Annotated in this window: 22 protein-coding genes; 7 read left to right on the top strand and 15 right to left on the bottom strand. The window is 66.8% G+C overall.

The window, feature by feature from the left end; genetic code table 11:
* Positions 1 to 3: 3 nt before the first annotated feature.
* From KTJ87_RS01810 to KTJ87_RS01825, 4 genes are all read right to left on the bottom strand, one after another.
* Entirely contained in the window at positions 4 to 1,245 is a 1,242-nt protein-coding gene (locus KTJ87_RS01810) for an aromatic ring-hydroxylating oxygenase subunit alpha (protein WP_267137354.1), read from the bottom strand.
* Between the two features lie 195 nt (positions 1,246 to 1,440).
* The gene (locus tag KTJ87_RS01815; RefSeq protein ID WP_267137355.1) at positions 1,441 to 2,601 is read right to left on the bottom strand and encodes an MFS transporter; all 1,161 of its coding nucleotides are present in this window, start codon (positions 2,599 to 2,601) and stop codon (positions 1,441 to 1,443) included.
* A gap of 55 nt (positions 2,602 to 2,656) precedes the next feature.
* Positions 2,657 to 3,709 (bottom strand): permease, encoded by a 1,053-nt coding sequence (locus KTJ87_RS01820; protein WP_267137356.1) that lies wholly within the window; start codon positions 3,707 to 3,709, stop codon positions 2,657 to 2,659.
* 55 nt (positions 3,710 to 3,764) lie between these two features.
* A complete protein-coding gene (locus tag KTJ87_RS01825) occupies positions 3,765 to 4,082 on the bottom strand; it encodes an ArsR/SmtB family transcription factor (RefSeq protein ID WP_267137357.1) in 318 nt (105 codons plus the stop codon).
* A 286-nt stretch (positions 4,083 to 4,368) separates the two neighbouring features.
* Here KTJ87_RS01825 and KTJ87_RS01830 point away from each other — a divergent pair, with 286 nt between their 5' ends.
* On the top strand, positions 4,369 to 5,535 hold the full coding sequence (locus KTJ87_RS01830; RefSeq protein ID WP_267137358.1) for a Hint domain-containing protein: 1,167 nt from the start codon (positions 4,369 to 4,371) through the stop codon (positions 5,533 to 5,535).
* Positions 5,536 to 5,694: 159 nt separating this feature from the next.
* Entirely contained in the window at positions 5,695 to 7,773 is a 2,079-nt protein-coding gene (locus tag KTJ87_RS01835) for a tetratricopeptide repeat protein (protein WP_267137359.1), read from the top strand.
* 7 nt (positions 7,774 to 7,780) lie between these two features.
* Here KTJ87_RS01835 and KTJ87_RS01840 read toward each other — a convergent pair whose 3' ends face one another.
* Positions 7,781 to 8,839: an AbrB family transcriptional regulator gene (locus KTJ87_RS01840; protein WP_267137360.1), complete on the bottom strand. Its 1,059-nt coding sequence runs from the start codon at positions 8,837 to 8,839 to the stop codon at positions 7,781 to 7,783.
* Between the two features lie 141 nt (positions 8,840 to 8,980).
* On the opposite strand from KTJ87_RS01840, the gene KTJ87_RS01845 reads away from it, so the two are divergent.
* Entirely contained in the window at positions 8,981 to 10,048 is a 1,068-nt protein-coding gene (locus KTJ87_RS01845; RefSeq protein ID WP_267137361.1) for a CaiB/BaiF CoA transferase family protein, read from the top strand.
* Here the strand turns inward: KTJ87_RS01845 and KTJ87_RS01850 are convergent.
* Positions 10,045 to 10,503, bottom strand: a complete 459-nt coding sequence (locus KTJ87_RS01850) for a MarR family winged helix-turn-helix transcriptional regulator (RefSeq protein WP_267137362.1) — start codon at positions 10,501 to 10,503, stop codon at positions 10,045 to 10,047. The two genes, KTJ87_RS01845 and KTJ87_RS01850, sit on opposite strands and share 4 nt — an antisense overlap.
* 76 nt (positions 10,504 to 10,579) lie before the next feature.
* On the opposite strand from KTJ87_RS01850, the gene KTJ87_RS01855 reads away from it, so the two are divergent.
* The 3 genes from KTJ87_RS01855 to KTJ87_RS01865 all read left to right on the top strand — a co-directional run bounded on the left by KTJ87_RS01855 (position 10,580) and on the right by KTJ87_RS01865 (position 14,554).
* Positions 10,580 to 11,281 (top strand): fumarylacetoacetate hydrolase family protein, encoded by a 702-nt coding sequence (locus tag KTJ87_RS01855; protein ID WP_267137363.1) that lies wholly within the window; start codon positions 10,580 to 10,582, stop codon positions 11,279 to 11,281.
* A 79-nt stretch (positions 11,282 to 11,360) separates the two neighbouring features.
* On the top strand, positions 11,361 to 12,950 hold the full coding sequence (locus KTJ87_RS01860; RefSeq protein ID WP_267137364.1) for an FMN-binding glutamate synthase family protein: 1,590 nt from the start codon (positions 11,361 to 11,363) through the stop codon (positions 12,948 to 12,950).
* Positions 12,951 to 13,099: 149 nt separating this feature from the next.
* Positions 13,100 to 14,554: a calcium-binding protein gene (locus KTJ87_RS01865; RefSeq protein ID WP_267137365.1), complete on the top strand. Its 1,455-nt coding sequence runs from the start codon at positions 13,100 to 13,102 to the stop codon at positions 14,552 to 14,554.
* A 10-nt stretch (positions 14,555 to 14,564) separates the two neighbouring features.
* On the opposite strand, the gene KTJ87_RS01870 is transcribed toward KTJ87_RS01865, so the two are convergent.
* Positions 14,565 to 16,502: a GumC family protein gene (locus KTJ87_RS01870; protein WP_267137366.1), complete on the bottom strand. Its 1,938-nt coding sequence runs from the start codon at positions 16,500 to 16,502 to the stop codon at positions 14,565 to 14,567.
* Positions 16,503 to 16,614: 112 nt separating this feature from the next.
* Here KTJ87_RS01870 and KTJ87_RS01875 point away from each other — a divergent pair, with 112 nt between their 5' ends.
* Entirely contained in the window at positions 16,615 to 17,283 is a 669-nt protein-coding gene (locus KTJ87_RS01875) for a sugar transferase (protein ID WP_267137367.1), read from the top strand.
* 10 nt (positions 17,284 to 17,293) lie between these two features.
* Here the strand turns inward: KTJ87_RS01875 and KTJ87_RS01880 are convergent, their stop codons facing one another.
* The 8 genes from KTJ87_RS01880 to KTJ87_RS01915 all read right to left on the bottom strand — a co-directional run bounded on the left by KTJ87_RS01880 (position 17,294) and on the right by KTJ87_RS01915 (position 25,336).
* Positions 17,294 to 18,442, bottom strand: a complete 1,149-nt coding sequence (locus KTJ87_RS01880) for a hypothetical protein (RefSeq protein WP_267137368.1) — start codon at positions 18,440 to 18,442, stop codon at positions 17,294 to 17,296.
* Positions 18,439 to 19,662 (bottom strand): hypothetical protein, encoded by a 1,224-nt coding sequence (locus KTJ87_RS01885; RefSeq protein WP_267137369.1) that lies wholly within the window; start codon positions 19,660 to 19,662, stop codon positions 18,439 to 18,441. The genes KTJ87_RS01880 and KTJ87_RS01885 overlap by 4 nt, the downstream gene beginning before the upstream one ends.
* Complete coding sequence (locus KTJ87_RS01890) at positions 19,662 to 20,735, bottom strand: glycosyltransferase family 4 protein (protein WP_267137370.1); 1,074 nt, start codon at positions 20,733 to 20,735, stop codon at positions 19,662 to 19,664. Before KTJ87_RS01890 ends, KTJ87_RS01885 begins: the two co-directional genes overlap by 1 nt.
* The gene (locus tag KTJ87_RS01895) at positions 20,732 to 21,622 is read right to left on the bottom strand and encodes a sulfotransferase (RefSeq protein ID WP_267137371.1); all 891 of its coding nucleotides are present in this window, start codon (positions 21,620 to 21,622) and stop codon (positions 20,732 to 20,734) included. Before KTJ87_RS01895 ends, KTJ87_RS01890 begins: the two co-directional genes overlap by 4 nt.
* Entirely contained in the window at positions 21,619 to 22,602 is a 984-nt protein-coding gene (locus KTJ87_RS01900; protein WP_267137372.1) for a glycosyltransferase family 2 protein, read from the bottom strand. The genes KTJ87_RS01895 and KTJ87_RS01900 overlap by 4 nt, the downstream gene beginning before the upstream one ends.
* Before the next feature lie 92 nt (positions 22,603 to 22,694).
* Positions 22,695 to 23,369 carry a sulfotransferase family protein gene (locus tag KTJ87_RS01905; RefSeq protein WP_267137373.1) on the bottom strand — a complete coding sequence of 225 codons (675 nt, stop codon included), beginning with the start codon at positions 23,367 to 23,369 and terminating at the stop codon, positions 22,695 to 22,697.
* Positions 23,370 to 23,415: 46 nt separating this feature from the next.
* The gene (locus KTJ87_RS01910; RefSeq protein ID WP_267137374.1) at positions 23,416 to 23,865 is read right to left on the bottom strand and encodes a MucR family transcriptional regulator; all 450 of its coding nucleotides are present in this window, start codon (positions 23,863 to 23,865) and stop codon (positions 23,416 to 23,418) included.
* Positions 23,866 to 23,995: 130 nt separating this feature from the next.
* Complete coding sequence (locus KTJ87_RS01915) at positions 23,996 to 25,336, bottom strand: UDP-glucose dehydrogenase family protein (RefSeq protein WP_267137375.1); 1,341 nt, start codon at positions 25,334 to 25,336, stop codon at positions 23,996 to 23,998.
* Positions 25,337 to 25,405: the final 69 nt, after the last annotated feature.

Consider the following 25,405-nt stretch of genomic DNA (forward strand, 5'->3'; position numbering starts at 1 on the left):
GTGTCACTCCGCTGCGACGGGGGCACCGACGCCGGTGAAGGCCCGGACAAGGGTGGACGCGTACCAATCGACGAACTGGATGTTCCCACCCTCGTGCGTCGGGGAATACGGGCCGGGCAAATAGGCGGGCGAGCGGATGCCGCGCTGGTTGTTCTCGACGACCTCGCGGTCCTCGTCATTCGTGGCGAGCCAGACTTCGGTGAGGCGTTTCAGGTCATAGTCCTGACCCTCGACGGCATCCTTGTGCACCAGCCACTTGGTGCAGACCTCGGTTTCCATCGGGCTGATGGGGGTCACACGGAACAGGATGACGTGATCCGACAGGAAATGGTTCCAGCACCCCGGATACCTGAATTTCAAAAGCGCGCCTGCGTCGTTGAACGGCAGCGACGAGTTGGGTTTCGCAACTGCGACCTTGCCGTTCATGGTGTAGCTCTCGGCACCGTCCAGAAGCGGCGTGCGCACGAACCGCCAATCGCCAAGCGGCGACTCCTTGTAGGCCGATGGCGCGCCAGCGGCTTCGCAGCGCGCGATGTGGATGGCGGCGACCTCGGACAAGACGCCGCTGTTGTCCGATCCGATGTAGCGCGGATCTTCCGGGAAGGTCCGGCACAGCGACGGGTGGTTGCCCGCGCAATGATAGCATTCGCGGTTGTTCTCCCACACCAGCTTCCAGTTGCCTTGCTCGGTGATCGTGCTCTCGAAGGCGACCCTGGAATTCTCCAGATCGTGGGGCGACAAGTAGCGCGCCGTCTCGGCGGCGAAGGCGTCGATGGGCGGCGCGTCGTCCGCAAGGCAGATGTAGACCATGCCGCTGAGGTTGCGGCAGTTTACCTGCTTCAGCCCGTGCTTTGAGGCATCGAAGTCGGGCCCCATCTCGCGCGCCCACAACAGCCGGCCGTCAAGCTCGTAGGTCCACTGGTGATAGGGGCAGACCAGTTTCGGGCCGGTGCCCTTCTTGGTCTTGCACAGGACAGAGCCACGGTGCCTGCAGGAATTGTGGAACGCCCGGATCTCGCCGTCGGTGCCGCGCACGATCACGACCGAATAGGCGCCGACCTCGTGCACGACGTAGTTGCCCGCCTTTGGGATCTCGCAGGACGGAATCGCGAAGAGCCAGTCGCGGTACCAGATATGCTCCATGTCGGCCTGGAACACGCCTGCATCGCAATACAGATCCTGTGCCAGCGAATGTGCCGGTTTGCGGCGCAGAAGCGCGGAAAGAACGTCGGAGTCGCGCAGCATGGCATACCTTCTGGCTGTCGGTCCGTCCCATGAAAGGTTCGGTATCGCGTAGAACTTTGGAAAGCTGTCCGGATGAGACCCGGCCTTGCGATGCAAATCGCACGCGGCGGTGCGGAAAACGTCGATGTTTGCGACGCAGCGCATGGGATTTGCGACCGCGTGCCTTGAGATTGCGTGATGCAAGTGACTTCCGTCTCAGCCGCGCCTGACCAGCATCAGCGCGCCCATCGCCGCGGCGCCGATCCCGGCGGTCAGCCAGATCGCCGACAGTCCCCAGGCGGCCAGCGCGGCGCCGAAGATCAGCGGCGCCGCCGCCTGCAGGATGCGCGCCGGGGCGCCCAGCCATCCGATGCGTTGCCCGTATCCGGCCTCGCCGAACAGCGCGAGCGGCAGCGTGCCCTTGGCGATGGTCAGGATGCCGTTTCCCGCTCCGTGCAGCAGCGCGAAGGCGTAGGCGGCGGGGCCTCCGAACGACACAAGCGCGACGGCGGCCACGGGATGCGCCGCCGCAGCGATGCGGGTTGACACAAGGGGATGAAACCGGCGCAAGAGGCCGAACTCCAGCACGCGCGCCGCGACTTGCGCGGGGCCGATCAGCGCGCCCGCAGCGATGGCGACCGCTGTCGTCGCGCCCGCCTCCTGCAGCAGACCCGGCAGATGTGCCGCCATGGCGGTCGAGTTGAACCATGTCGCGGCGAAGACGAATGCCAGCAGGCCGAGCGCAAGGCGCGATGGCGGCGGCCCGGTCTCGGCAGGCGGTGCGGACGGGCGGATCACCTCGGTTCCCTTCGGCAGGCAAGCGTTGAGCGGCAGCGCGATGCACAGGTGGATCAGCGCCCAGCCAAGGCAGGCCTCGCGCCAGCCCCAGGCCCCCAGCATCAGCCCCGACAACGGCCAGCCGACCGTGCTGGCAAAGCCCGCGATCAGGGTGATGCCGGTGATCGGCCCGCGCGCATCCTTGCCATAGATCCCCGCAAGGGTGGCAAAGCCCGCCTCGTAGAGGCCGATCCCCATGCCAAGCCCGATCACCGCCCAGCCCGCGAACAGGACGGCCAGAGTAGGGGCACCGGCAAGCAGCGCCAGACCTGCCGCAAACACCAGGTTCGACAGCATCAGCACGCCCCGCCCGCCGCGCCCGTCGATGCGCGCCCCGGCCCAGGGGCCGACCAGCGCCGAGACGACCATCGCCATCGAGAAGGCGCCGAAGACCCAGACGGGCGAGACGCCAAAGGACGTGGCCATCGGCACCGCAAGGACCGCCGGGATGTAGTAACTGGACGCCCAACTGACCGTCATTGACGTGCCGAGGGCGGCCACGATCAGACCGCGCCGCCCCTGCGAAAATCTTGGGATCATGATCGGATTTCGGTCCTGAAGGGGGCGGCGAGGCTTTGGACCCCGCCGCCGTTCCTTATGCCATGGAGGACCAGAACTGGAACAGCAGACCCGTGGCGAAGGCTCCGGTCAGCGACAGCCCGATATAAAGCGCGAAGACCTGCGGTTTCGCCAGCGCCCAGACCGCCATCGCTGCCGGGATCGAGGTGACGCCGCCCGCGACAAGGAACGCCATGCCCGCGCCGGGCGCCATGCCTTGCTCGATCAGGCCTCCCACCAGCGGCAGCGCCGCATAGCCGTTGAGGTAGGCGGGCACGCCCACCAGCGTCGCCATCACGATGGGCATCAGCCCCTCGCCGCCCAGTGCCGCCGTGACCGTCTCGGCCGGGATCCACGCCAACATCAGGCTTTCGAGGATGAAGGCGAGCGTCAGCCATTTCGCCAGGAACATTGTCGTGGTCAAAGCGGTCTTGCCGAACTTGGCGCGGCGCTCGGGCTCTGACCAGAAGCGCCAGACGACGGGCTTGGGCGCGCGGATCTTGGCGCCGCCGCAGCCGCCGTTGCCGATGCCGTCCCGCAGAGGGTCGGACAACGCTCCGCCCCGGGCCAGAAGATGCACGGCCACGCCGCCGAACACGCCAAGGCCAATCGCGGCGAAGGTCTTGGCGACCGCGAACTCCATCCCTAGCACGCCCGTCGTCAGCACGAACATCGACGGGTCCATGATCGGCGAGGCCAGCCAGAACGCCATCACCGCCGACAGCGGCACCCCCATGGCCAGAAGTGCCGCGATGAGCGGGATCACCCCACAAGAGCAGAACGGCGACAGCCCGCCCGCCAGCGCGCCAAGGCCGATCATCACCAGCGGGGCGCCGACGAACGCCTTGGCGATCAGGTTGTCGGCGCCCGTCGCCCCGGCCCATGCGGCAATTGCGATGGACAGGACCAGGAAAGGCGCCGTTTTCAGCAGCGCCGAGGCCGCGAAGACCGCGCTGTCGCTGGCCTGCCCGGGATCGAAGATCGCAAGAACCAGAAGGATCGCGCCCGCGACAAGCCAGACGCCCTGATCGCGCCACAGGCGGGACAGGGACAGCTTCAGTCCGGAAGGCGGGTGAGGAAGGTCGGTCATAACTGTATCTCCGGGAATTTGGTTCTTTTTGACCTGAAAAATGAAGGCAATCGGCTCATGCGGCTGTCACCGTGAATTGGGCCGGAACGCCGATGCAGCATTCGGACGTCAGGAAGGCCACGACCCGGTGCATCGCCGGATAGTCGACCCGGTTGAACACCTCGCGGCCGTTCTTGTCCTGAAGCACCAGCCCGGCATCGACCAGCGTCGACAGGTGATGCGCAAGGGTCGAGGGCGCCAGCCCCAGATGCTCGACAATGTCGCTGACCCGAAGACCGTCCTCTCCGGCTTGCACCAGCAGCCGGAAGATCGACAGCCGGGCGTCATGGCCAAGGGCGGCAAGGGCGCGTGCGGTAGGGCTCATGGATGTCATGGATGAATAAATAACCAAAAATCCGGTTTTGTAAAGGCTTTCCGTATCGCGCTGCCGGACAGGGCGATTTTCGGTCCCTGACATTGCGAAAATTCCCTCAAAGAAACACCTCGTCGCCAGATTTCAAACGTGCGGCGCGCGCAGATTAAGAAACTGGCGGGGTTTGACGTTGTAAGAGGTGGTTCCGCGAACGGATCGCGGCACGGGAAACGGCAAGGCACGATTGCCATTGCAGGCGTCGTTTCTCGTGGGGCGGCAGCCTGCGGATCGGGAGTGAAGGACGGGCATGGCCAGTTACCAGATGCTTCTCTACGGCAAGAACAGCGTCTCGCAGTATTCCGAGACCGATTTCCTGTCCTCTCCGGCCAACAGCTTCTTCCCCGGCGGCTCGGTCGGGGATGTGGACGCGGACGGGGCGACTGTCCGTTTCGGCAATCTGAACGGCCAGCTGATCTCCGTGAACGACGACGATCCGTTGTTTCAGGACGGCGACGTCTCGCTGTTCGGCGGACAGTCCTCGAATTCATCGACAAGCCTGTTCAACCTCGATGGCGGCATCGAGCCGGAATATGCCTACACGCTGACCGATCCGGGGACCGGAGAGTCGTTCCGCATCTACGCGGTCACCGCGACAGACCTTCTGATCGGCAACACCATCGTGGGTTTCGTCTCGGAGCAGAAGATCGATCCGGCGGTCAGCTACAACGTCAGCTACGACGCACCGCCTTTTCTTGGCAGCACCGCGGATTCCGCGCCGACCGTCGCCTATTCCAATCTCGTGTGCTTCGTGCGCGGGTCCTTGATCGAAACCGAACGCGGGCCGGTCGCGGTCGAGGATCTGGCGGTCGGCGATCCGGTCCTGACCTGCGATCATGGTCATCAGCCGGTGCGCTGGATCGGCCGCCGCAGGCTGAGCGGCGCAGACCTGGCCGCCGCGCCGCATCTGCGGCCGATCCGCATCCGCGCGCACAGTCTTGGCGACAACATCCCGCAGCGGGATCTTGCCGTGTCGCCGCAGCACCGGATGCTGGTCAACTCGGTCATCGTGCAGCGTATGTTCGCTGCGGACGAGGTTCTTGTCGCCGCGAAGCACTTGCTGGCGCTCGACGGCATCGAGATCGTCGAGGACGCCGCAGAAGTGGAATACTTCCATATCCTCTTTGACCGGCACGAGATCATCTATGGCAACGGTGCCCCGACCGAGAGCCTGTATGCCGGACCGATGGCGTTGAAGGGCCTTGGCCCCGAAGCGAGGGCCGAGGTGATGGAATTGTTCCCCGAACTGGCCGACATGACGCATCCGCCCCGGCCAAGCCGCCCCTTCGCGTCCGGGCGCAAGGGGTTTCAGCTTGCTTTGCGGCACCGGTGCAATCGCAAGCCTGCCGTGACCACCTGCCCGATGGCGCGCCACTTGGCAGCTGTCACGCCGCCAGTCGTTCACCCCGCCCCCTGAGCGCCCGAGGCGCGCCAATCGCCGACATCGCCACAGTCCTGCCCCGAAAACGACACACTCTGTTTCCTCACGGACCCGTGATTCTCTTTGGTTCAGGCGCCGAAGACCCGTAGCTTGACGCAGCGTCTGCTATCCGAACGGCCACGGGGAACACGGAACATGCGACAGACCGCGCTGAAATCGCTGTGCCGCGCTGCCGGAGCGGCGTGCATGCTGACCGCCGCCTTGACCACCGCCGCGACCTCTGCCGAGATCCTGGTGATCGGCGGGGCAGGGGACGCGAACGCGGTCCATATGAATGCTCTGCCGCCCCCTGCTGACATGGGTGAGGCGCTGCTTGCCGCGCGGCTGCGGGCGGTGCCGGTAACGACCTTGCCGATGACGGCGCCGCAGGACGATGTCATCGTCGTGCTGTCCGCCGCACAGGGCGAGGGCGGGTTGACCTTGGGCGACGAGGTGATCGACCCCGGTGCGTTGGCCGACCGGATCGCGGCGCTTGTCCCTGAACAGGTGGATGGCCGCCGCGCCGTGCTGTTGCTGTCCGTCTCTGATCCCGACGACATGCTGCAGGCCCGTATCACGCCGCTGCACGATGCGCTGGCGCCGCTGGGCTTTGGACTGACCGCGATCAGCGTCACAGGGGATATGGCGTGCGATCAGGCGCCGCTTGCCGAGCGGCTGGCGGGGGGCATCGCCGATGGCGCGCCTTTCGGGAACGCGGATGGCACGACCTCGCAAGACGAGGCCCGCGTCTTTGCCTATGCCTCTCTCATGCAAGCCAACAGGCGGGGTGGCCCCTGTGCGCCCCGGTATTCGGTTCTTTTTGATGGCGCCGAAGGCCCGCTGCTGACCCATGACCGCGCGCCGGACCTTGCGATGCGCCGGGCCCTGCTGGTCGAACGGTTCGAGGCGCAGGTCCTGTCGCGCTCGAACGACCGCGCCGCGATCGAGGCTTATCTTGCAAGCTGCACCTTCTGCCCGGCCGAGACTGCATTGACAGAACGCCGTGACAGGATCGCGGAACAGGACATGCTGGCCGAGGTGGAAACCGGCATCTGGGACAGCATCAAGGGCGATGCCGATCCCGCCCGGCTGAGCGCCTACCTGGAGACCTGCAGTTTTTGCCTCTACCAAGACGAGGCAGAGGCGCGCGTTGCCCGTTTGGGGGCGGGCGACGCCGCGCGCCCGGCCTTGGAGGGAGGGCCGGGCGCTACCGCACCGGACAAGCCGTCGATGGATGCCGCCGAGGGCGTCCTGGGCGACAGTGAGGCTGAGGCCCTTGCGAGCGCGCTTGAAAGCGGCGATCCGGTGCTGATTCAGAGCTACCTTGACGCCTGCACGGTCTGCGCGGGCAAGGCCGAGCTGACGCGCGCGCTACGCGAGGCGCATCGGCGCGAGGCCTTGCGCCAGCCCTGTCTTCTGGCTGCAGGCGTGCCGCAGCTTGGCGGCCCGCGCGAATTGGACCAGATCGCGCCGGACACCGCGATGCCTGCCTGCCGCGCCGTTCTGGCCGAGTTTCCCGATGACGCGCTGGCACGCACGATGCTGGGCCGGGCGGCACAGGCCACAGGCGATCTGACGACTGCCGAAGACGCCTATGCCGCAGGAATGCGTGCGAACCTGCCCGTTGCCTTTGGCCTTGCCGCGCATCTTGTCTATGCGCCCGAAACAGCGACCTCGGCTGACATCGAGCGGGTTCACCTGCTGGCCGAGACAGGCGCGAAGCGTGGTGACTGGCTGTCGAAAGAGCTGTTGAGCGTGCTGTATTCCAGCGGCGCCGTGCCTGGCAAATCCGATGCCGACGCCTACGCCGTCGCGCTTGAAGCGGCAGAGGACGGCAACACGCTCGCGCAGTTCTTCGTCGGCTACTACTACCTCGAAGGCATGGGGCCGCCGCAGGACACGGGCAAGGCCGCCTATTGGCTCGATAAGGCGGTGCGCAAGGGCTACATCCCGGCAAACGCCTATCTGGCGGGACTGCTGGAACAGGGGCTTGGGCTTGATCCCGCGCCGCGCCGCGCGGCCGAGCTGTACTGGCAGGCGTTCATGTCCGGCGACGCCGTCGCCCGCACCCGGCTGGTGCGCGATCTGGAAAACCGTGACCGCGACGTGATCCGCTTCGTGCAGGCCCGCCTGCAGGAGGAACGGATGTATTTCGGCGAGATCGACGGCATCGCAGGGCGCGGCACCCGCAGCGCCATCGAGACCCTGGACGCGCGGTTCTCGGGTAACGGCTGAGGCGCGATCAACTTGGCGACGAGAACCCGCCAAGGCGCGCGGCGATCGGCGCGGCGGCGATCACGTAGACGATGCGCGCGACATGGGCGAAGGACACATAGGCCACGTCCTGACCCATCGCGAGCGCGAGCAGGCTCATCTCGGTCAGGCCACCGGGCGAGAAGGCCAGGAAGCTTTGCGCCAGGTCCGTGCCGGTCAGCGCGGTCAGCGCGGCCGCAAAGCCAAGCGCGACGGCCAGCATCACCGTTGACGATCCGATACCAAGCCCCACATCGCGCAGGATCTCGCGCGCCGGGGTTCCGGCAAAGCGGCAGCCGATGACGGTGCCGATGACGATCTGCGCAACAATCACCAGTGGCGCGGGCGGCGGGACGTCGACCCATCCTGCCAGATGCGCGGCCGCGCTCAGAACCATCGGCCCGAGCATCCCGGCGGCAGGCAGCCGCACGGCGCGCGCGAAGGCCGGGCCAAGGATCGCCGATCCGGCCAGCAGCGCCATGTCGAGCAGCGAGAGTGCCCCAAGCGCCACGGTAGGGCGCGCGATGTCGCCGGACTGCACGCCAAGCCCGGCGTTGTAGAACCACACGACCGCCGTCACCACGACCAGGATGCGCGCCGAATGGGCCAGCGCGATCTGGCGCTCGACCCCGCCTGCGGCGGCGCCAAGGATCACCATCTCGTTCAGACCGCCGGGCGCCGCGCAGTAAAACGCCGTGATCCGGTCGTATCCCGCCACACGGCTGTAGAACAGGAACGACGCAAGCCCCGCCACCGCGATGAATGGCGCAAGCAGCACAAGCGTGACGAGCCAACTGGTGATCTGCCCAAGGATCGCGGGCGAGAATGCCGAGCCAAGCATCACACCGATGATCGGGATCACGATGGGCCGCAGCCGCACCGGGCCGCGGATCGGCAGATGGACAAGCGCCGCGATGGTGTTGCCGATCATCGGGCCAAGCATCCAGGGCAGCGGCATGCCCACGGCGTTGCCCAGCACGCCGCTTGCCACGCCGATGGCCAGCGCAAGCGTGATGCGCGCGAAAATGGAGATGCTTTCGCCGGTCACGGGGCTGTCGGTCTTTCGAGTGAGTGCAGGTATCGCGCTTGGGTAGCCGTTTTCCGCCCGGGGGTGCAAGCTGTGGCGGACCCCTTGCGGCGGCGCGGTGGCCCGGACACTCTGCCCCTCGCCGCAGTCAGGGGAGATGTCATGCTTCAAGGGATCAGGATCGTCGAGATCGAGGGGCTTGGCCCGGGACCGTTCGCCGGGATGCTTCTGGCCGACCTAGGTGCAGAGGTGATCGTCGTGCACCGCAAGGGCAAGACCGCACCGCCTGGATTGCTGGACCGGGGCAAACGGTCCATCGCCCTTAACCTCAAGGACGATGCGGACCGCGCCGTCCTGATGCGCCTGATCGAGACTGCGGACGGCTTGATCGAAGGCTTCCGTCCGGGCGTGATGGAACGGCTTGGCCTTGGTCCCACCGAAGTGCAGGCGGTGAACCCGCGGCTTGTCTATGGCAGGATGACCGGCTGGGGGCAGGACGGCCCGCGCGCGACCGAGGCGGGGCATGACCTTAACTACATCTCGCTGGCGGGCGCGCTGTGGTATGCGTCCCTGCACGGGGATGCGCCGGTGACGCCGCCGACGCTGGTGGGCGACATTGGCGGCGGCGCGCTGTACCTCGTCATCGGCCTGCTGTCAGGCATCCTGCGCGCGCGGGTCAGCGGGCAGGGCGCTGTCGTGGACGCTGCAATCGTCGATGGTGCGGCGCATATGATGGCGCTCTTGATGTCGCTGGCCCCGTCCGGCGCCCCCCTCGCCGCGCGGGGGGAAAGCCTTCTCGACGGCCCGCACTGGAGCCGCAGCTATCAATGCGCCGACGGCGGCCATGTGTCGGTGCAATGCCTGGAGCCGCAGTTCCATGCCGAGTTCCTGACCCTGATGGGCCTGTCGGACGATCCGCTTTTCGGTCCGCAGCACGACCAGACCCGCTGGCCGGAGCAGACGGCGCGGCTGGCAGAGATGTTCGCCGAACATCCCCGCGATCACTGGGCGGACCTGTTCAGCGGCTCGGACGCCTGCGTCGCGCCGATCCTGTCACCGGAGGAGGCGCTGCGCGATCCGCACATGCAGGCGCGCGGGGTCTGGCGGCAGGACGGCTGGCTGCAACCGGCGCCTGCTCCGCGCTTTGACGGCTCGCCCCCCCGCACGCCCGCACCGCCGCCCGAAAGGGACGCGGACGGCGCCGCGATCCGGGCCGAGCTGGGGGTCTAGCCCGGTTTGCGCGGCGCGCGGGCGCGGCTGTTCCCGGCCATCGTGGTCTTGCGCAAGAGGTCCAGCAACGTCTCGCGCTCGGGCGCTGTCAGGCCTGCAAGGATGTCATCCTGCAAGGCGACCACGGCAGGATGCGCGCGCTCAAGCACCGCGCGCCCGTTGTCCGTGACGGTCAGGACCCGCGCGCGGCGGTCGCGGTCGCTGACCTGGCGCGCCAGCAGTCCTTTTGCCTCCAGCCGGTCGACGACACCGCCGATCGTTGCGCGGTCATAGGCGATCTCTCCGGCCAATGTGGCCTGGTCGATCCCGGGGTGCCTTGCCACCGTCCACAGCGCGGCGAACTGCACAGAGGTCAGGTCAAGCTGGGCCGCCGCCATGCCTTCGGTGAACACCGCGACCGAGATCTGGTGAAGCCGCCGGATCAGGTGCCCGGGCATGTCATGAACGTCGGTCATCGCGGTCCGTTGACGGGTCAGGTGATTGTAAGTAGGCCCGACAGATGCGCCGTTGCAACCGCCCGGGACACTCGACATGACCGATTACGTCTTTCCGCCGCCCGCCGCTCCCGCCCTGCCGGTGGCAGGCAGCGACCGCGCCTACCCGGTGCGCCGCATCTTCTGCGTCGGGCGCAACTATGCCGCCCATGCCGCCGAGATGGGCTATGAGGTCGACCGGGAAAAGCCGTTCTACTTCACCAAGTCGTGCCACGCTCTGGCGCACAGCGGCACGGTCCAACCCTATCCCCCCGGCACCGACAACTTCCATTTCGAGATGGAGCTTGTCGTTGCCCTTGGCGCTCCGCTGTTCCAGGAGACGGACCGCGCGGTCGCGGCGAAGGCGATCTTTGGCTATGCTTGCGGGCTCGACATGACGCGGCGCGACCTGCAGCTTTCGGAACGCGAGCAGAAACGGCCGTGGGATCTTGGCAAGGACGCCGAGAATTCCGCAGTGATCGCCGCACTTACCCCCGTTGCGGATTTCGGCCCGATCGCCGAGCAAAGGATCTGGCTGACCCAGAACGACGAGACGCGGCAGGACGCGACGCTGTCCGAACTGGTGTGGAAGGTGGACGAGATCCTGTGTCACCTGTCGGGCTTCTATCACCTTGGCGCGGGCGATCTGGTGATGACCGGAACCCCGGCGGGCGTCGGACCTGTGGTGCCGGGCGATCGTCTGCGCGGCGGGATCGACGGGCTGGACCCGGTCACGCTTGAAATCGGGCGGGCCGAGTAGCCGTAGCGCAAGGGTGTCTTGACGTAACCGTCACACTCGGCGGCTAGTGTCCGCACTGCGGCAGTCAGAGGGAGGCCTGATGGAACGGTTCACGGTTGTCGGGTTGGTGTTTCTCGCTGCGGTGCTGTCCGCGCTTGGCTTGACGGTCACGTCCGCCGCGTGGGTGCCGCTGGTGATCTTCGGCCTGCTCACGCTGGTCGGCCTTCGCGATCTCTGGCAATCGTCGCACGCCATCCTGCGCAACTATCCGGTGATCGGGCATGTCCGCTTCATGCTCGAGGCGATCCGCCCCGAGATCCGCCAGTACCTGATCGAAAGCGACCGCGACGAGGAACCGTTCTCGCGCGAGGACCGCTCGCTGGTCTATCAGCGCTCCAAGGGCGCCGAGGACAAGCGCCCCTTCGGGACCAAGCAGCGGGTCTACGATTCCGGCTACCAGTGGATTACCCATTCGCTTGCGCCCGTCCACATCGCCAGCAGCGATTTCCGCGTGACCATTGGCGGGCCGGACTGCCGGGTGCCCTATGACGCGTCGATCTACAACATCTCGGCGATGAGTTTCGGCGCGCTGTCCGCCAACGCCATCCTTGCGATGAACAAGGGCGCGAAGGCCGGCGGCTTTGCCCATGACACCGGCGAGGGCGGGATCAGCCGCTATCACCGCGACGGCGGCGGCGACATCATCTGGGAAATCGGGTCCGGGTATTTCGGCTGCCGCACGCCCGATGGCCGTTTCGATCCCGACCGTTTTTCGGAACAGGCGTCCGATCCCCAGGTCAAAATGCTGGAGCTGAAGCTGAGCCAGGGCGCCAAGCCGGGCCATGGCGGCGTCTTGCCCGCCTCCAAGATCTCGACCGAGATCGCCGAGGCGCGCGGCGTGCCGATGGGACAAGACTGCGTGTCGCCTTCGGCCCACCCTGAATTCCGCACGCCAACAGAGTTGATGCAGTTCATCGGAAAGATGCGCGAGCTTGGGCATGGCAAGCCCGTCGGCTTCAAGCTGTGCATCGGGCATCGGCGCGAATTCATGTGCATCATCAAGGCCATGCTAGAAACCGGCATCGTGCCGGATTTCATCGTCATCGACGGCAAGGAGGGTGGCACCGGCGCGGCGCCGCTGGAATTCGCCAACCACATGGGCATGCCGCTGATCGAGGGGCTGGTGTTTGCCCATAACGCCCTGCGCGGCGCGGGGCTGCGGGACCGTATCCGCATTGGCGCCTCGGGCAAGCTGGTCACCGCCTTCGACATCGCCAAGGCGCTTGCGCTGGGCGCGGACTGGGCCAATTCCGCGCGGGGCTTCATGTTCGCCGTCGGCTGCATCCAGGCGCAGGCCTGCCACACCAACCACTGCCCCACCGGCGTGGCCACCCAGGACAAGCTGCGCCAGCGCGCCCTGCATGTGCCCGACAAGGCCGAGCGGGTGCACCGGTTCCACGCAAATACCCTGCACGCGCTGGGCGAGATGACCGGCGCGGCAGGGCTGACCCATCCCAGCGCCTTCCTGCCGCATCACCTGATCATGCGCGAAAAGGACCGCGACATGGTTACCGGGCAAGAGGTCTATCCCTACTTGCGCAGCGGCTTCCTGCTTGATGACGGCGACGATGCGCCCGACTATCGCGAGCGCTGGGCGCGCGCCCGCGCCGAAAGCTTCGATCCGGTCTGAGCGCCCGCAATTCTCCCCTGAATGGCCACGGGACGGGCCAGATTGGGTAAGCCCCTCGAAACCCCGATCCGCCAGCATCGCACGCGGGGGCGCGGTGTCTGGGGGCCGGGGTGGTCACGTTTCAGTTTCGCGCGGCATATGACGATGGCTTGCCCCATCCGTGGGGCATCCAGGACCTTCTTGCGCTTCAGACCGCAGGCGGGACCACGCTTTATTCCGCGTCCGAGGCATCGGGCGGGCTGATGGCCCTGTCGGTCGCGGCGACGGGCGATCTTGCGCTGGTCGACAAGATCGGCGCGGCGGCGGCGCGCGGCACCGACGGTGTGGTCGGGCTGGATCATGTGGTGACAGGCGGGCAGGCGGCGCTGGTTCCTGCAGGCCGATGGGACGACCGCATGGCGTTCCACACGCTGGACGCGGGCGGCGGGTTCGACGCGGTCCGCATCCTGGGGGCCACGCCCGAGGTGATCGGCGCCATCGAGGCGACCGTCAGCTTCGACATCGACGGCAAGACCTTTCTCATCGCCTCGCAGCAGGGCCAGGAGGGCTTTCGAAGCTACCGGGTGCGCGAAGATCTTTCCGTCGAATTCAAGGCGCATTTTCCGGACGGCGGCGCGGCGGCGCTGGGCGATGTCACGGCCCTGGCCGGGTTGCAGATCGGCGGGCGCAGCTATTTCTTCACCGCGAGCGGGGCCGAGAACGCGGTGTCGTCGTGGTGGATGGGACGCTTTGGCAACGTCAAGGACCGCGATGTCGTGGATGCATCGGACGGGCTTTGGGTGTCGGCGCCCAGCGCGATGGTCGCGGCCGAGGTCGCGGGACGGGGTTATGTCGTGCTGGCCTCGGCGGGGTCGGACAGCCTGACCGTGATGAAGATGAACGACTGGGGCGGGCTGTTCGTGACCGAGCCTCTTCTGGACACGCGCGACACGCGGTTCGGCGGCGTGCAGGCGCTTGACAGCTTCGAGGTGCTGGGGCGCAGTTTCGTGATCGCGGGCGGGGCGGATGACGGGCTGACCCTGTTCGAACTCGCGCCGTCCGGGCGTCTGATCCTGCACTCGGTCGTCGCCGACAGCCTGTCCTCGACCCTGACCAACGTTTCGGCCATCGAGACGGTGGTGCAGGGCAAGACCGCCGACGTCTATGCTGCGGGCACCGGCGCGGCGGGCATCAGCCACTTTCAGCTCGATTTCGCCAGCCTCGGGGTCAGTCGCGCCGGGCGCGACACCGACGACACCCTGACCGGCACTGCGCTTGACGACATCCTCGTCGGTGTCGGTGGGGACGATCTGATGTTCGGCGGCGCTGGCGACGATGTCCTGATCGACGGGGCCGATGTCGATATCATGACCGGTGGGCCGGGCGCCGACCGCTTCGTTTTCCTGTCCGATGGCAGGATGGACACCGTGACCGATTTCGAGCCTGGGATCGACCGGCTGGATCTGCGGGACTACCCGCTGCTCTACGACATCTCGCGGCTGGGCTTCACGCAAAAGGGCTACGGCGTGCTGATCGACTACGCAGGTGACCGGTTCCGCATCGAGGCCGAAGGCCGCCAGTTGTTGGTCGAAGACCTGACGCAAGAGGATTTCATCTTTGGCTGAGCGGCGATGGTCAGATCGTCTCGTAATAGCCTTGCCGCGCGAAGGACGCGAATTCGTCTTCCAGCCCGTAGCGGCGGGCCGCTGCCGCGTCGATCTGCGTCAGCACAAGGCCGCTGACGGGGATTTGCATCGCCTCGAGCGCGCGCAAGGCCTGCCGCACCTGCCGCTTGCGCGTGCGGTCCCATGCCACGGCGAACAACACCGCATCAGCCGACCGCCCGATCAGCTTGGTATCCGGCACGGCAAGGACGGGGGGCGTGTCGATCACGATGACATCGTGATCTTGACGCGCGGTCTTTATCAGGCTGTCCATCTGGCGGCTGGACAACACGTCGGCGGTGTTGGTCTGCGCCGCTTCTCCCGGCAGGATCCAGATTCCAAGGCTTTCGTTGCGCACGATTGCCTTGCCCAGAGAACACTTGCCGTCGAGCACGGACAGAAGGCCGGGCCGCGCCGGATCGCGCCGGACCCGGCGCAGCGGGCGGCGGCGGATGTCGGCCTCGATCAGAAGCACCTTCTTGCCGATCCCCGACAGCGAATGCGCCAGCGCCCGCGCCAGCGACGTCTTGCCCTCGTTAGCTGCCGAAGACGTGACCAGCAACACCTGCGGCGCCGGTCCGCCGCCGTGGAACAACGCGGTGCGCAAGTGGCGCATCGCCTCGGCTGCGTGGCTACCGGGCCGCTTGCGCAGGTAGTCGGCAAGCCCGCCCTCGCGCAGACCTCGGATCTTGGGGATCTGGCCCAGCACCGCGTACCCCGCCGCATCCTCGAGCGCCTCGGTCGAGCGCAGGGTTTCCGCCATCGCCTCACGCACAAGGCATTGCGCCGCGGCGGCGAACAGGGCCAGGAAACCGGCCAGCGCGGCGGCCAGCACGGGGCGGGGCGATGCAGGCTCTCCTGGGATTTCCGCCACGGCGAGAAGCCGGGCATCGGCGGTCTGCACCCCGCGCTGGACCGCGGTTTCCTTCATCCGGGCCAGGAAATGTTCATAGATCGCGCGGCTCGCCTCGGCCTCGAGCTTAAGCTGGCCCAGCATCACCATGTCCTGCGATTGCCGGTCGAGCCTGTCTGAGAGGTCCGCCTCCATCTGGCGGAGCGGGCGCAGTTGCGCCTCGTTTCCGGTGGTCGACCGGGTGGCGACGCGCTGGCGGATATCCTTGAGCTGTGCCGACAGGGCGTTGAGCTGCTCGGGGCTGACCAGTTCCATGTTGGCGGCGAACTCCTTGGCCCGGCTGTCCGCTGCCTCAAGCTCCAGCCGCAATTCGGCGACACGGGCGGTCAGCCAGTCGGTCGCGCGCGATGCGTCGTCCTGCTTGAGCGAAACCTGATCGCGCAGGTAGATCTCGACCAGCGTGTTCGCGATACGGGCGGCGGTGGCGGGGTCCAGGCTTTCTGCCGTCACCTCGAAGACCCGGCTGTCGGGAATGTTGCGGATCGCCAGCGTCTGTTCCAGCGTGTCGATGGTTTCGGCAAGGGGTGTGGCGGCGATGGCCGGTTCCTCGGCCCCAAGCACGAGGCGCGCCTGTCCGATTGGGCCGGGCGGCCGCAGCGCCGGGTTGAATTCTGCCATCCGGTCGAGCCCGAGGCTGGTGACGACCTTGCGCAGTAGCGTGCGGGATTGAAGGATCTCGACCTCGGTGTTGACCGCGACCGAGCTGGAGCCCAGCCCGGGCACCATCGCCTCAAAGCTGGGCTGGGACATCGGTTCGGGCGCCATGACGATCTGCGCGGTTGCGCGGTAACGCGGATCGGCGACAAGCAGCGCCCAGACCAGCCCAAGCGTCGTTCCCGCAAGTGTCAGCGCCGACAACCGCAGCCGTGCCCGCCACAGGGTCGCGAACATCGCGGTGAAATCGATGATGTCGCCCCGCGCGGTGTGAGGGTCGTCCGGCCGCGTGCGCAGAATGTCGAACAGCGGGCTGCGCAGCCCCGGGACCGGTGCGTTCATGCGATGCCCTTTCCATAGAAACCGACGCATTGCGCCGACACTAGCCCCGACAAATGGAGCCTTCCTTAACCGCGCTTCGCCATGATGCCCCGACCACAAAGGAGCATCCGCGATGAAGCATGTGTTCTTCGAAGACGAAGCGCTGGCGCTTGACCGGCGAGACCGCGCGATGCGGTATCGAGACGGCTGGAAGCGGGTCATGGATATGGCGGGTGCGCTGATGCTCGCGCTGCTGGCGGGGCCGCTTGTCGCCGTGCTGTGGTGCGTTGTGCGGCTTGATGGCGGGCCGGGGTTCTTTGCGCACCGCCGGGTCGGGCTGGGCGGGCGGTCGTTTCGGTGCTGGAAGTTGCGCACGATGTGCCCCGACGCTGAAACGGTGCTGCGGGCGCATCTTCTGGCAGATCCCGATGCGGCGCGAGAATGGGCGACGACGTACAAGCTGGCCCGCGACCCCAGGGTCACACGGATCGGCGGGATCCTGCGGCGCAGCAGCCTTGATGAACTGCCCCAACTCTGGAACGTGCTGTGCGGCGAGATGAGCCTTGTCGGCCCGCGCCCCGTTCCGCCAGGGGAACTCGGGGCTTACGGCGGCGCGGTCTGGGCCTATACGTCCTGCCGTCCCGGCATCACAGGGCTGTGGCAGGTGTCGGGGCGCAATGCGACCAGCTACAGCGACCGCGTGCGGCTCGATATTCGCTACTTGTGGCGGATGGGGGCCTGGCGCGATCTGGCTATCCTGGCCCGCACCCCGCGCGAGATCCTGCGCCGGTCCGGGCGCTAGGACCGAGGGTTCAGGCCGCCAAGAGGTGCCGCGCGATCAGGTGCCGGGCCGCCACCGTGTGACACAGCAGGGACGCCCCGAACGCCGCGGCAAGCGGGGCCGCACCGGCGGTTGCGGCACAGGAGGCGGCGAGCCCAGCAAGCGGAAGCGAGACACACAAGAGGCCAAGATGCCGCCTCTCCTGTCCCGTCATCGCAAGTGCGAGGCCTGCAGCCCCGGCAACGGCGGGTGACGTGAAGGCGGCCACAAGGACGAAATAGACCGGGGGCACATCGACCGAAGTCACAGGCAGAAGCGCGACGCCGAGACAGGCCAACAGCACCCCAGCGGCGACCGACCAGCGCCGGTAGGACGCGTCGGCGGCCGCGATGGCCGCGCGCAGATCGGGCGGCGCCGCGCGTGCAACCCTCGGTGCGTGGATCAACCGCACGGCATCCTGCGCCAGTGTGACCACCGCGGCGACGCGCCGGGCGGCCAGGTAGACGGCAAGCTGCGCTGGCGGCAGCAGGGCGCCCGCGGCCAGAACGTCGATCTGGGACAGCAACAGCCATCCGGTCTGCGCGCCCCACATCGCGTTCGCCGGGGGCAACGCCCCCGCAAGACAAGGGCTCGGCGCTGCCGCAAAGGCCACTCCCGTGCACAGAACTTGCGCCGCGACGCAGGCGGCAAGTGCTAGGCCGGGATCGCCGGTCAGGCCGAGGGCCGCCGCCGCCAGGACCAAAGACAGAACGGGGCGCCCGCAGCCAGTGACCGCCACCGCAAGACAGGTGCGGCCGTCCGCGCGCAGGACGGCAGCGGCAAGATTTCCGGCACCCGACGACGCGGCAGCGGCGCACAAGGCGACGGCCTCGATCCGCCCCAGTGGAACCAAAGCCATTTCCGCCGCCAGCAGGACCAGCCCGCAAAGCCCTAGCAAAGGTCCCATCCCGCGCCGCAGCCCTGCGCTGAGGGCCGCAGGGGCGCCGCCGGGATCGCGGCTTGCCTCGCGCAGGATGACCTGGGCGGTCCCGGCGCTGACCAGTGCGGCGCCGAGGCCCGCCAGTGACAGGACCAGCAGAACCCGCCCAAGATCTGTAGCAGGCAGGGTCGCGGCCAGCAGCGCCGTCAGCGCAAGCTGCGCCGCCGCGCCGCCCAGACGCAGGGCAAGCACCGTTTTCACCGCGCGCCCCTCGGCCACCGGGCCAGATCCCGCTCGCACAGAAGACCGGCGGGAAGCGCGAGCCAGATCCAGGCCGTGTAGAGCCCGCGATACCCAAGGATGCCGGTGGCGGCCAGCGCGCTTCCGGCGGCAAGAAGGGCGATGGCCGCGCGGCCGGGATCAGGCCAGCGGCGCATGGACCGCACCAGGATCGCCCCGGCAAGGCCAAGATGCAGAACGGCAGGCCAGCCTTCCTCGAAGATGCGGCCGATGACCTGCGAATTCACCCCGTCCGGCAGCGCGCCGAAGGACAAGCCAAGCGTTCGCGCCGTCTCATAGGCGTAGCGGGCGATCTCGTGGTTCTGTCCGATGCCGACGCCGAACAGATCGCCCGTCGCCAGCACCGACACCCCGCCCAGCATGGAGGCAAGGCGCATCGCCCCCGACCGTTCGGCGGATGCACTGGCCAGCCGTTCCACGTACACCGTCTCGACATAGGCGATCAGCAGCACGGCCATGGCACAGACACAGATCAACATGAGGGTCAGGGCATTGGCCGAGGCCCTTGTCGCGATGACCAGCGCGAGCACCAGAGTGACGGGCAACAGTACGATCACGCCGGTCGAGCGGGTCAGCACCAGCGTTGCCGCCAGCCCGATGGCCAGCGGCAGGGCGACAAGCCGCGTGCGTTGACGGCTGGCCGGGTGCACCAGGAACGCGGTGGCGATACTGGCGGCAAGGATCGCATGTACGGCGTAAGTTGATACCTCGGGCATCAACGCAAAGGCCCGTCCGTATTGCGCGGGCAGGCGAAAGGCAAAGTTGTCCCGAAAGTCCAGCGTCTCGCTGCCCAGCACGATCTGCGCGGCGAACAACAGCCCCGACGCGGCAGCGCCCAGCGAGAACCCCAGCAGGAACCCGGCCCGCGCGCCCGAATGCCCCGCAGCGATCGCAAGACCGAGAACGAAGGGAAATGCGAACCACAGCGTCCACACCAGGGTGATCGGGTCTGCGGGGCTGAAGGCGGCGCTTGCCAGCACCGACAGCATCCCGGTGCCCAGGACCGGCAATAACAGTGGCGGCAGGCGCCGCAGGTACATCGCCGCCAGCAGCAGGCCGAACGGTGCCAACAGGTCGAGAGGCTGCAAGGGAAGTCGCAAGCCGGGAACAGCGATCGCGGGACACCAGAGAAATAGTCCGGCCGCAAGCGCCCAAAGCTGCGCAAGGCCGACGCGGCGCATCAGCCTGCAGGTTCCAGGCAGGGCGCAAGTGCCTCGATGATTTCCGCCTCGAACCGCATGGACCGTTCCAGAACGTGCCCTGCCTGCAGCGCCTTGAGCGTCGCCGCGCGCCCTGCATCCGGCATCGTGAAGACGCGCCTTGCCGCCGTGACGGCGCCGCGATGGCACCGAAACCGAAGGGCGTGATCGGGCACCAGTTCGGTGATGCCGCCGCCATCAAAGACCACAGGGACGACGCCCGCCAGGATCATCTCGGCGGCGGCAATCCCGAAGTGTTCGTGCCGATAACAATGAAGGCCAAGCGTCGCCTCTGCCAGCGCGCGCAGTCGGGTCGCGTCATCCGCGTCCGGCAAGAGGCGCACGAACGGCATGTCGTGTGTGAGGGCGCGAAGGTGGCGCAGATGCACGGCGTCGCTGCGCCCGACGATGTCGAGCGTCACGTCTATGCCACCCCGGTGCAAGTCCTGCGCGATGCGGATCGCCTCGTCATGGCGCTTGTTCGGGACAAGCCGACCGAGGCTGACGATGCGCCCGGGAACCCGGGCGATGGCCGGAACGGGCCGGGCCCGGACAGGCGGATAGACGACGCGGCCGCAGGTTTGCGCCCTGCCTAGCGTCCAATCGGAATTTGTGATCGTCAGTGCCGGGTTCGTGCGCCGCCGACCCGCCACGACAATCCCGAGTACGGTGTTCAACCGTTTCAGCCCCCTGTGGATCGGTCCCCGCCCTGCGCAACCGATGGTGTCGAGATGGTCCCTGCGCAGGGATCGAAGCGATGGCGCATGCCGGATTTCGACCCGGGGCACAGGACAATCGGGCCCTTCGCCAAAGCCGAAGATGACCAGATCATGCGTCCCTGCGATCTGCCGGGCCGCACGGGCGACCAGCGCATGTTTCATCAGCGTCAGCCGTGACAGCCCGGGTATCCACGTCGCCGCGCCAAGGGACAGGTCGTGGATGTCCAGCATCCGCACGCTGTGCCCCGCCGTCCGCAATGCCCCGCCAAGCGCATGGACATAATCCTCTGCTCCGCCGCCCGCGCGCAGGTCGGGGTGGCAGACAAGCACCTTCACGCGGCGCACCTGCGCTGGGCGTCGCCCAATGCGCGGCGCAAAAGCGCGACCTCTGCCTCGTGGATCGGGCCGGGGTGATCGTGAAACATCATCCGGCGCAGGACAGGCTTGGCCCGCCGGGGCAGGCTGCGCCGCAACCGGGTCTTGAGCCCGCTCTGGAACAGCCAGGTGTTGAGCGCGGGAAACCGCGGGGCAACGCCTGCATTGCGGGCAAGCCGGGTGCGGTCGAACAGGGTCTCGTCGATGTCGAGGAACGCCGCGATCCGGGCCAGCATCGCGGCCGGATCGCTCGACAGATCCTCGAACCGCAGGGCCAGATGCCGGGGCCCGAACAGCCTTGCCACCAGGGCGACCTTGTCGTCCTGCAGCGAGGGCCGCAGCAGGTAGCACGCACCGGGCGGAAGCGCGCCGGAGCGTTCGAGCGCAAGCTCGTCCTCCAGCGATCCCGTGGCGCGGCCCGTCCGCCGGGCGAGCCGAAAATGCGACAGGGCCCGCCCCAGCGGATCGCGGGTCAGCGTGATCGCCCGCGCGCCGGGATGGGCCGCCGCCAGCGCCGCGACCGCCGAGGGCGACGCAAGATAGCTGGTCGACGCATCGAGAGCCCAAGGCGCCGAGGCTGGACCATACAGCGCTGCATACTGTCCCGGATCACGGAACACGGCGAACTGCACGCGCGGCGGGGACGGGCGGGACAGGAAACGGGCAGGGTCGATGTCGTTCAGGTGCGACGCGGCCACATAAGTTGCCGGGAAATCCCGGGCGGAATAATGGTTCGGCTCCTTCACGCCGGGCGTCCAGACATCGGGATGGCTGTCGAGCCAGGTGAAAACCTGGGTCGAGCCAGCACGCGGGGCCGCCAAGAGGAACAGGTTCGGCGCCCCGGTCATGCCGGCCGTGCCTGCGCCGGAGTGGACGTTCGCCAGCGCGGACCCGACAAGGCGCCGCGCACGAGGCCGATGGCGAATCCGTGGTGGCTGCTTAGCGCAAGACAGGCCACGCGCAGCACAAGGCGGGGGCTGCCCGATGCGAGGCACGCCGCCGCTGACAAGGCGGTGACAAGTGCAAGATAAGCGGCGGGGACCAGCGCGGCGATCGGCAGTCCGGCAAGGCCCAGCCCGGTCCCGATACCCGATCCGGCGACGGCGAGAAGCGGCAGCATCTGGCGCAGTTGGAGAGGCTGGCGGTGCTTGAGCGCTGTGCGCATCCGCCATTCTCCGTTGCGACGCATCTGCCGGAACAGGGCCGACGGGCGTGCGCGTGGGATGTAGTGAACCGGCGCCTCGGCGCAGAACCAGGAGCGGCCACCTTGCGCTGTAAGCCGAAGGTCGAACTCAGCATCCTCATTGGCATCGAAGCCGTCGTCATAGCCGCCCATCGCAAGGAACCGGTCCAGCCGGAACGCCGCATGGTGCCCGTGCCGCGCCCATCCAGACGATCCGCCGCGCCGGTGCTGCGCGCCGCCATGGCCAAGCCAATGCGTCTGAAGGATAGACGATGCCGTCTGCCATGCATCCCCGCCGACCGCTATAAGGGGCACGACGACGCAGTCCGCACCGGTGTCGTTCAACGCGTCCAGCACCGTCCTTGCCCAGCCTTGCGGGTAGCGGGCGTGGGCATCGGCACGGATCATGGCGTCGAAGCCGTCCCGCCGGGCGATCCGCGCTGCGAGGTTGAGCGCCCGCGCCTGCGAGCGGCCCTTGTTGTCGATCAACCTGACATGCGGCGCTGTCGCGGCGATCCGGCGGACGATTTCGCGCGTGGCATCGTCGCTTCCGCCGTCCAGGACGTAGATCGGCAGGGCGCTGCCAAGATCCGAAAGCACGGCCTCGATCGTCGATGCCTCGTTCAGTGCCGGAATGACTATCACGGCGCGCCTGCATGATTTCGCAGCCATTGTTCCACCCCTCGTGGCAAGCTTCTCTGCGCCTGCACTTTAGGGAGCGATCCCTGAATTGCGCCTTAAGCGGCCCGCGCAATTGCCGGGTCCAGAGAAAAATCTGGATAGAATTTGCACAACTCGTCGCGGTAGCGCAGAGCCACGAGCGCCGTGGTTTCGGCATCGTACCAGTCCTGCCAGTCGATGCGCGGCGCGGCGTTGAGGTGCGGGACGCCCCGGCCGATATCCTGCAGAACACTTGCCGCGTCCTCGGCCAGATGTTCGAGGCGCAGGATATGCGACACCAGTGGACGCCCGCCCGCGTCACGTGTCCAGGCCGCCACCGAATAGGTGCCGAACCGGCGCCACCGTTGATGCCTGCGTCCGCCGCCGCCGGGCCCATCCGTCTGCGTGCTGCGCAGCCACTCTGCAAAGCCGGGAACAGGAAGGCCCGCCCGCTGCCGCATTCGCCACACCCCGTCTGCGCGCTGGATCATCCGGTAAAGCGAGACCAGCCGTGCATAGGGATTTCTGATCGTGGTGATGCGGGTGTATCCGGCGAATTCCCACCCGCGCGCGTCGAACACGCGCTTTGCCTCGCGCGGGGGCATGTGCGGATAGAACGGATAAAGTCCACAGGTCTGGCGCCAGGGCACGACAACTTCTTCCGCGACCGGAGACAGCAGGGCCCGAAGACTTTCAGAGCCGGTCTTGGGATTGGAAAAGACGATAAGCCGCCGCGTATGGGAAATAATCATACGCGGCAGGCTAGGGCGCCGAAGTTAATCGGGCGTGTTCGTCAGACTACTTTTTGGCGGGTCTTGCGCCGGGCTTGCGGCCGAGGCCGATCTTCTTGGCGGTTGCCGCGCGCGTCTTGGAATAGTCCGGCGCCACCAGCGGGTAATCCTTGGACAGCTGCCAGCGGTCACGATATTCGGCCGGCGCGAACCCGTGTTCGCTGTTCAGGTGACGCTTGAGCGTCTTGAACGACTTTCCGCACTCGAGGCAGACGATCGCGTCATTGCGAACGGATTGGTCAATCGGAACCGCCGGAGGCTTCTGAGCCTCGACCGTCGGTTCTTCCATGAGGGCTGTTTCTTCTGTCTGGCCACCGTCGAGTGACCGAAGCGTTGCATAAACGCTCTTGATCAGGTCGGGCAAGTCCGCCTGGGACATCTGGTTACGGCTTGCATAGGCCGAAACTATTTCACTCGCCAGGGGAAGGATATCCTGATCGGAATATTCGTTTTCCATTGTTCTCTTCTCATATTTACAGGGGCTGCCTTTTTAGTGCAACGCTTTACTAGATTGTCAAATGGTTTGTAATCTAAATAAGATTATAGGCGAAAAATTACCACCTTGACGCGAAAGTTGCGGGGCAATCTTAACTCTTGAGGGGTGCCTCGGCGCGTTCCATTGATTGACGGCCCGTTGAAACGTAGCGTTCAAAGCCCGCCTTTCGTGCATCCTTGGCGCTATACACGTTGCGCAGGTCGGCAAGTCGGGGCCGTTCCATCTTGCGCGCTAGCTTCTTCAGATCCAGCGCGCGGAATTCATTCCATTCCGTCAACAGAACGAGGGCATCGGCGTTTTGTGCTGCCTTGTAGGGGTCATCCATCCAGTTGACACCGGGCAACAGCGCCTCGCCCTCGCGGCGGCCCTGCGGGTCGATCACCCGGACCTTTGCGCCGCCGCCGACCAGCGCGGGCACGATCGTGAGCGCGGGCGCCTCGCGCATGTCGTCGGTGTTGGGCTTGAAGGTGACGCCAAGCACGGTGATCGTCTTGCCGTTCACCGACCCGTCGCACAGGTCCATGATCTTGTCGATCATGCGGTGTTTGACCTCTTCGTTCACGCGGATCACGGTCTCGACGATGGATTGCGGCACCGCGTGTTCCTGGCCTATCCGGGCCAGCGCGCGGATGTCCTTGGGAAAGCACGATCCGCCGAAACCGGGACCGGCGTGCAGGAACTTGTTGCCGATCCGTCCGTCCAGCCCGATGCCCTTGGCGACTTCCTTCACGTCTGCGCCGACCCGTTCGCACAGCGAAGCTATCTCGTTGATGAAAGTGATCTTCGTCGCCAGAAACGCGTTCGCCGCGTATTTGATCATCTCGGCGGACTCGAGGTCTGTCACCACGATCGGGAAGTCGCGCAGGAACAGCGGGCGGTAGATTTCGGCCATGACATCGCCCGCCCGTTCGGTCTGCACGCCGACCACCACCCGGTCGGGCCGCATGAAATCGTCGATGGCGGCGCCTTCGCGCAGGAACTCGGGGTTGCTGGCGACGTCGAACTCGGCGTCCGGGTTGGCCTTGGCAATGGCCTGTTTCACCTTGCGGTTGGTGCCGACAGGCACCGTCGATTTGGTCACGACCACGGTATAGCCGTCGATGGCCCGCGCGATATCCTCGGCCGCGGCCATCACATAGGTCAGGTCCGCATGGCCATCACCGCGCCGTGTGGGGGTGCCGACGGCGATGAACACCGCCTCGGCCCCGGCCACGGCAGACGCAAGATCGGTGGTGAAGGACAGGCGCCCGGCCTCGACGTTCTTCTTCAGCAGATCGTCCAGCCCGGGCTCGTAGATCGGCACTTCGCCCGCTTCCAGAAGCGCGATCTTGCCTGCGTTCATGTCGACGCAGGTCACGTCATGGCCGAAGTCAGAAAAGCACACCCCCGACACAAGCCCGACGTAACCCGTTCCAACCATCGCTATGCGCATTGTTCTGCCCTGTTGTCTGCTAAAATGGCCAGGTCTTTAATATTTTACGCAATAAACGTGTTCATCGGG

It is taken from the genome of Anianabacter salinae (assembly GCF_019061145.1).
GTDB lineage: Bacteria > Pseudomonadota > Alphaproteobacteria > Rhodobacterales > Rhodobacteraceae > Anianibacter > Anianibacter salinarum.

Coding starts and splice junctions, on each gene's coding strand:
- KTJ87_RS01815 (WP_267137355.1), bottom strand. CDS start 2,601: ATGATCCCAAGATTTTCGCAGGGGCGGCGCGGTCTGATCGTGGCCGCC.
- KTJ87_RS01910 (WP_267137374.1), bottom strand. CDS start 23,865: ATGGAAAACGAATATTCCGATCAGGATATCCTTCCCCTGGCGAGTGAA.
- KTJ87_RS01860 (WP_267137364.1), top strand. CDS start 11,361: ATGGAACGGTTCACGGTTGTCGGGTTGGTGTTTCTCGCTGCGGTGCTG.
- KTJ87_RS01820 (WP_267137356.1), bottom strand. CDS start 3,709: ATGACCGACCTTCCTCACCCGCCTTCCGGACTGAAGCTGTCCCTGTCC.
- KTJ87_RS01830 (WP_267137358.1), top strand. CDS start 4,369: ATGGCCAGTTACCAGATGCTTCTCTACGGCAAGAACAGCGTCTCGCAG.
- KTJ87_RS01845 (WP_267137361.1), top strand. CDS start 8,981: ATGCTTCAAGGGATCAGGATCGTCGAGATCGAGGGGCTTGGCCCGGGA.
- KTJ87_RS01850 (WP_267137362.1), bottom strand. CDS start 10,503: ATGACCGACGTTCATGACATGCCCGGGCACCTGATCCGGCGGCTTCAC.
- KTJ87_RS01905 (WP_267137373.1), bottom strand. CDS start 23,369: ATGATTATTTCCCATACGCGGCGGCTTATCGTCTTTTCCAATCCCAAG.
- KTJ87_RS01825 (WP_267137357.1), bottom strand. CDS start 4,082: ATGACATCCATGAGCCCTACCGCACGCGCCCTTGCCGCCCTTGGCCAT.
- KTJ87_RS01855 (WP_267137363.1), top strand. CDS start 10,580: ATGACCGATTACGTCTTTCCGCCGCCCGCCGCTCCCGCCCTGCCGGTG.
- KTJ87_RS01810 (WP_267137354.1), bottom strand. CDS start 1,245: ATGCTGCGCGACTCCGACGTTCTTTCCGCGCTTCTGCGCCGCAAACCG.
- KTJ87_RS01875 (WP_267137367.1), top strand. CDS start 16,615: ATGAAGCATGTGTTCTTCGAAGACGAAGCGCTGGCGCTTGACCGGCGA.
- KTJ87_RS01895 (WP_267137371.1), bottom strand. CDS start 21,622: ATGACCGGGGCGCCGAACCTGTTCCTCTTGGCGGCCCCGCGTGCTGGC.
- KTJ87_RS01870 (WP_267137366.1), bottom strand. CDS start 16,502: ATGAACGCACCGGTCCCGGGGCTGCGCAGCCCGCTGTTCGACATTCTG.
- KTJ87_RS01835 (WP_267137359.1), top strand. CDS start 5,695: ATGCGACAGACCGCGCTGAAATCGCTGTGCCGCGCTGCCGGAGCGGCG.
- KTJ87_RS01885 (WP_267137369.1), bottom strand. CDS start 19,662: ATGCGCCGCGTCGGCCTTGCGCAGCTTTGGGCGCTTGCGGCCGGACTA.
- KTJ87_RS01915 (WP_267137375.1), bottom strand. CDS start 25,336: ATGCGCATAGCGATGGTTGGAACGGGTTACGTCGGGCTTGTGTCGGGG.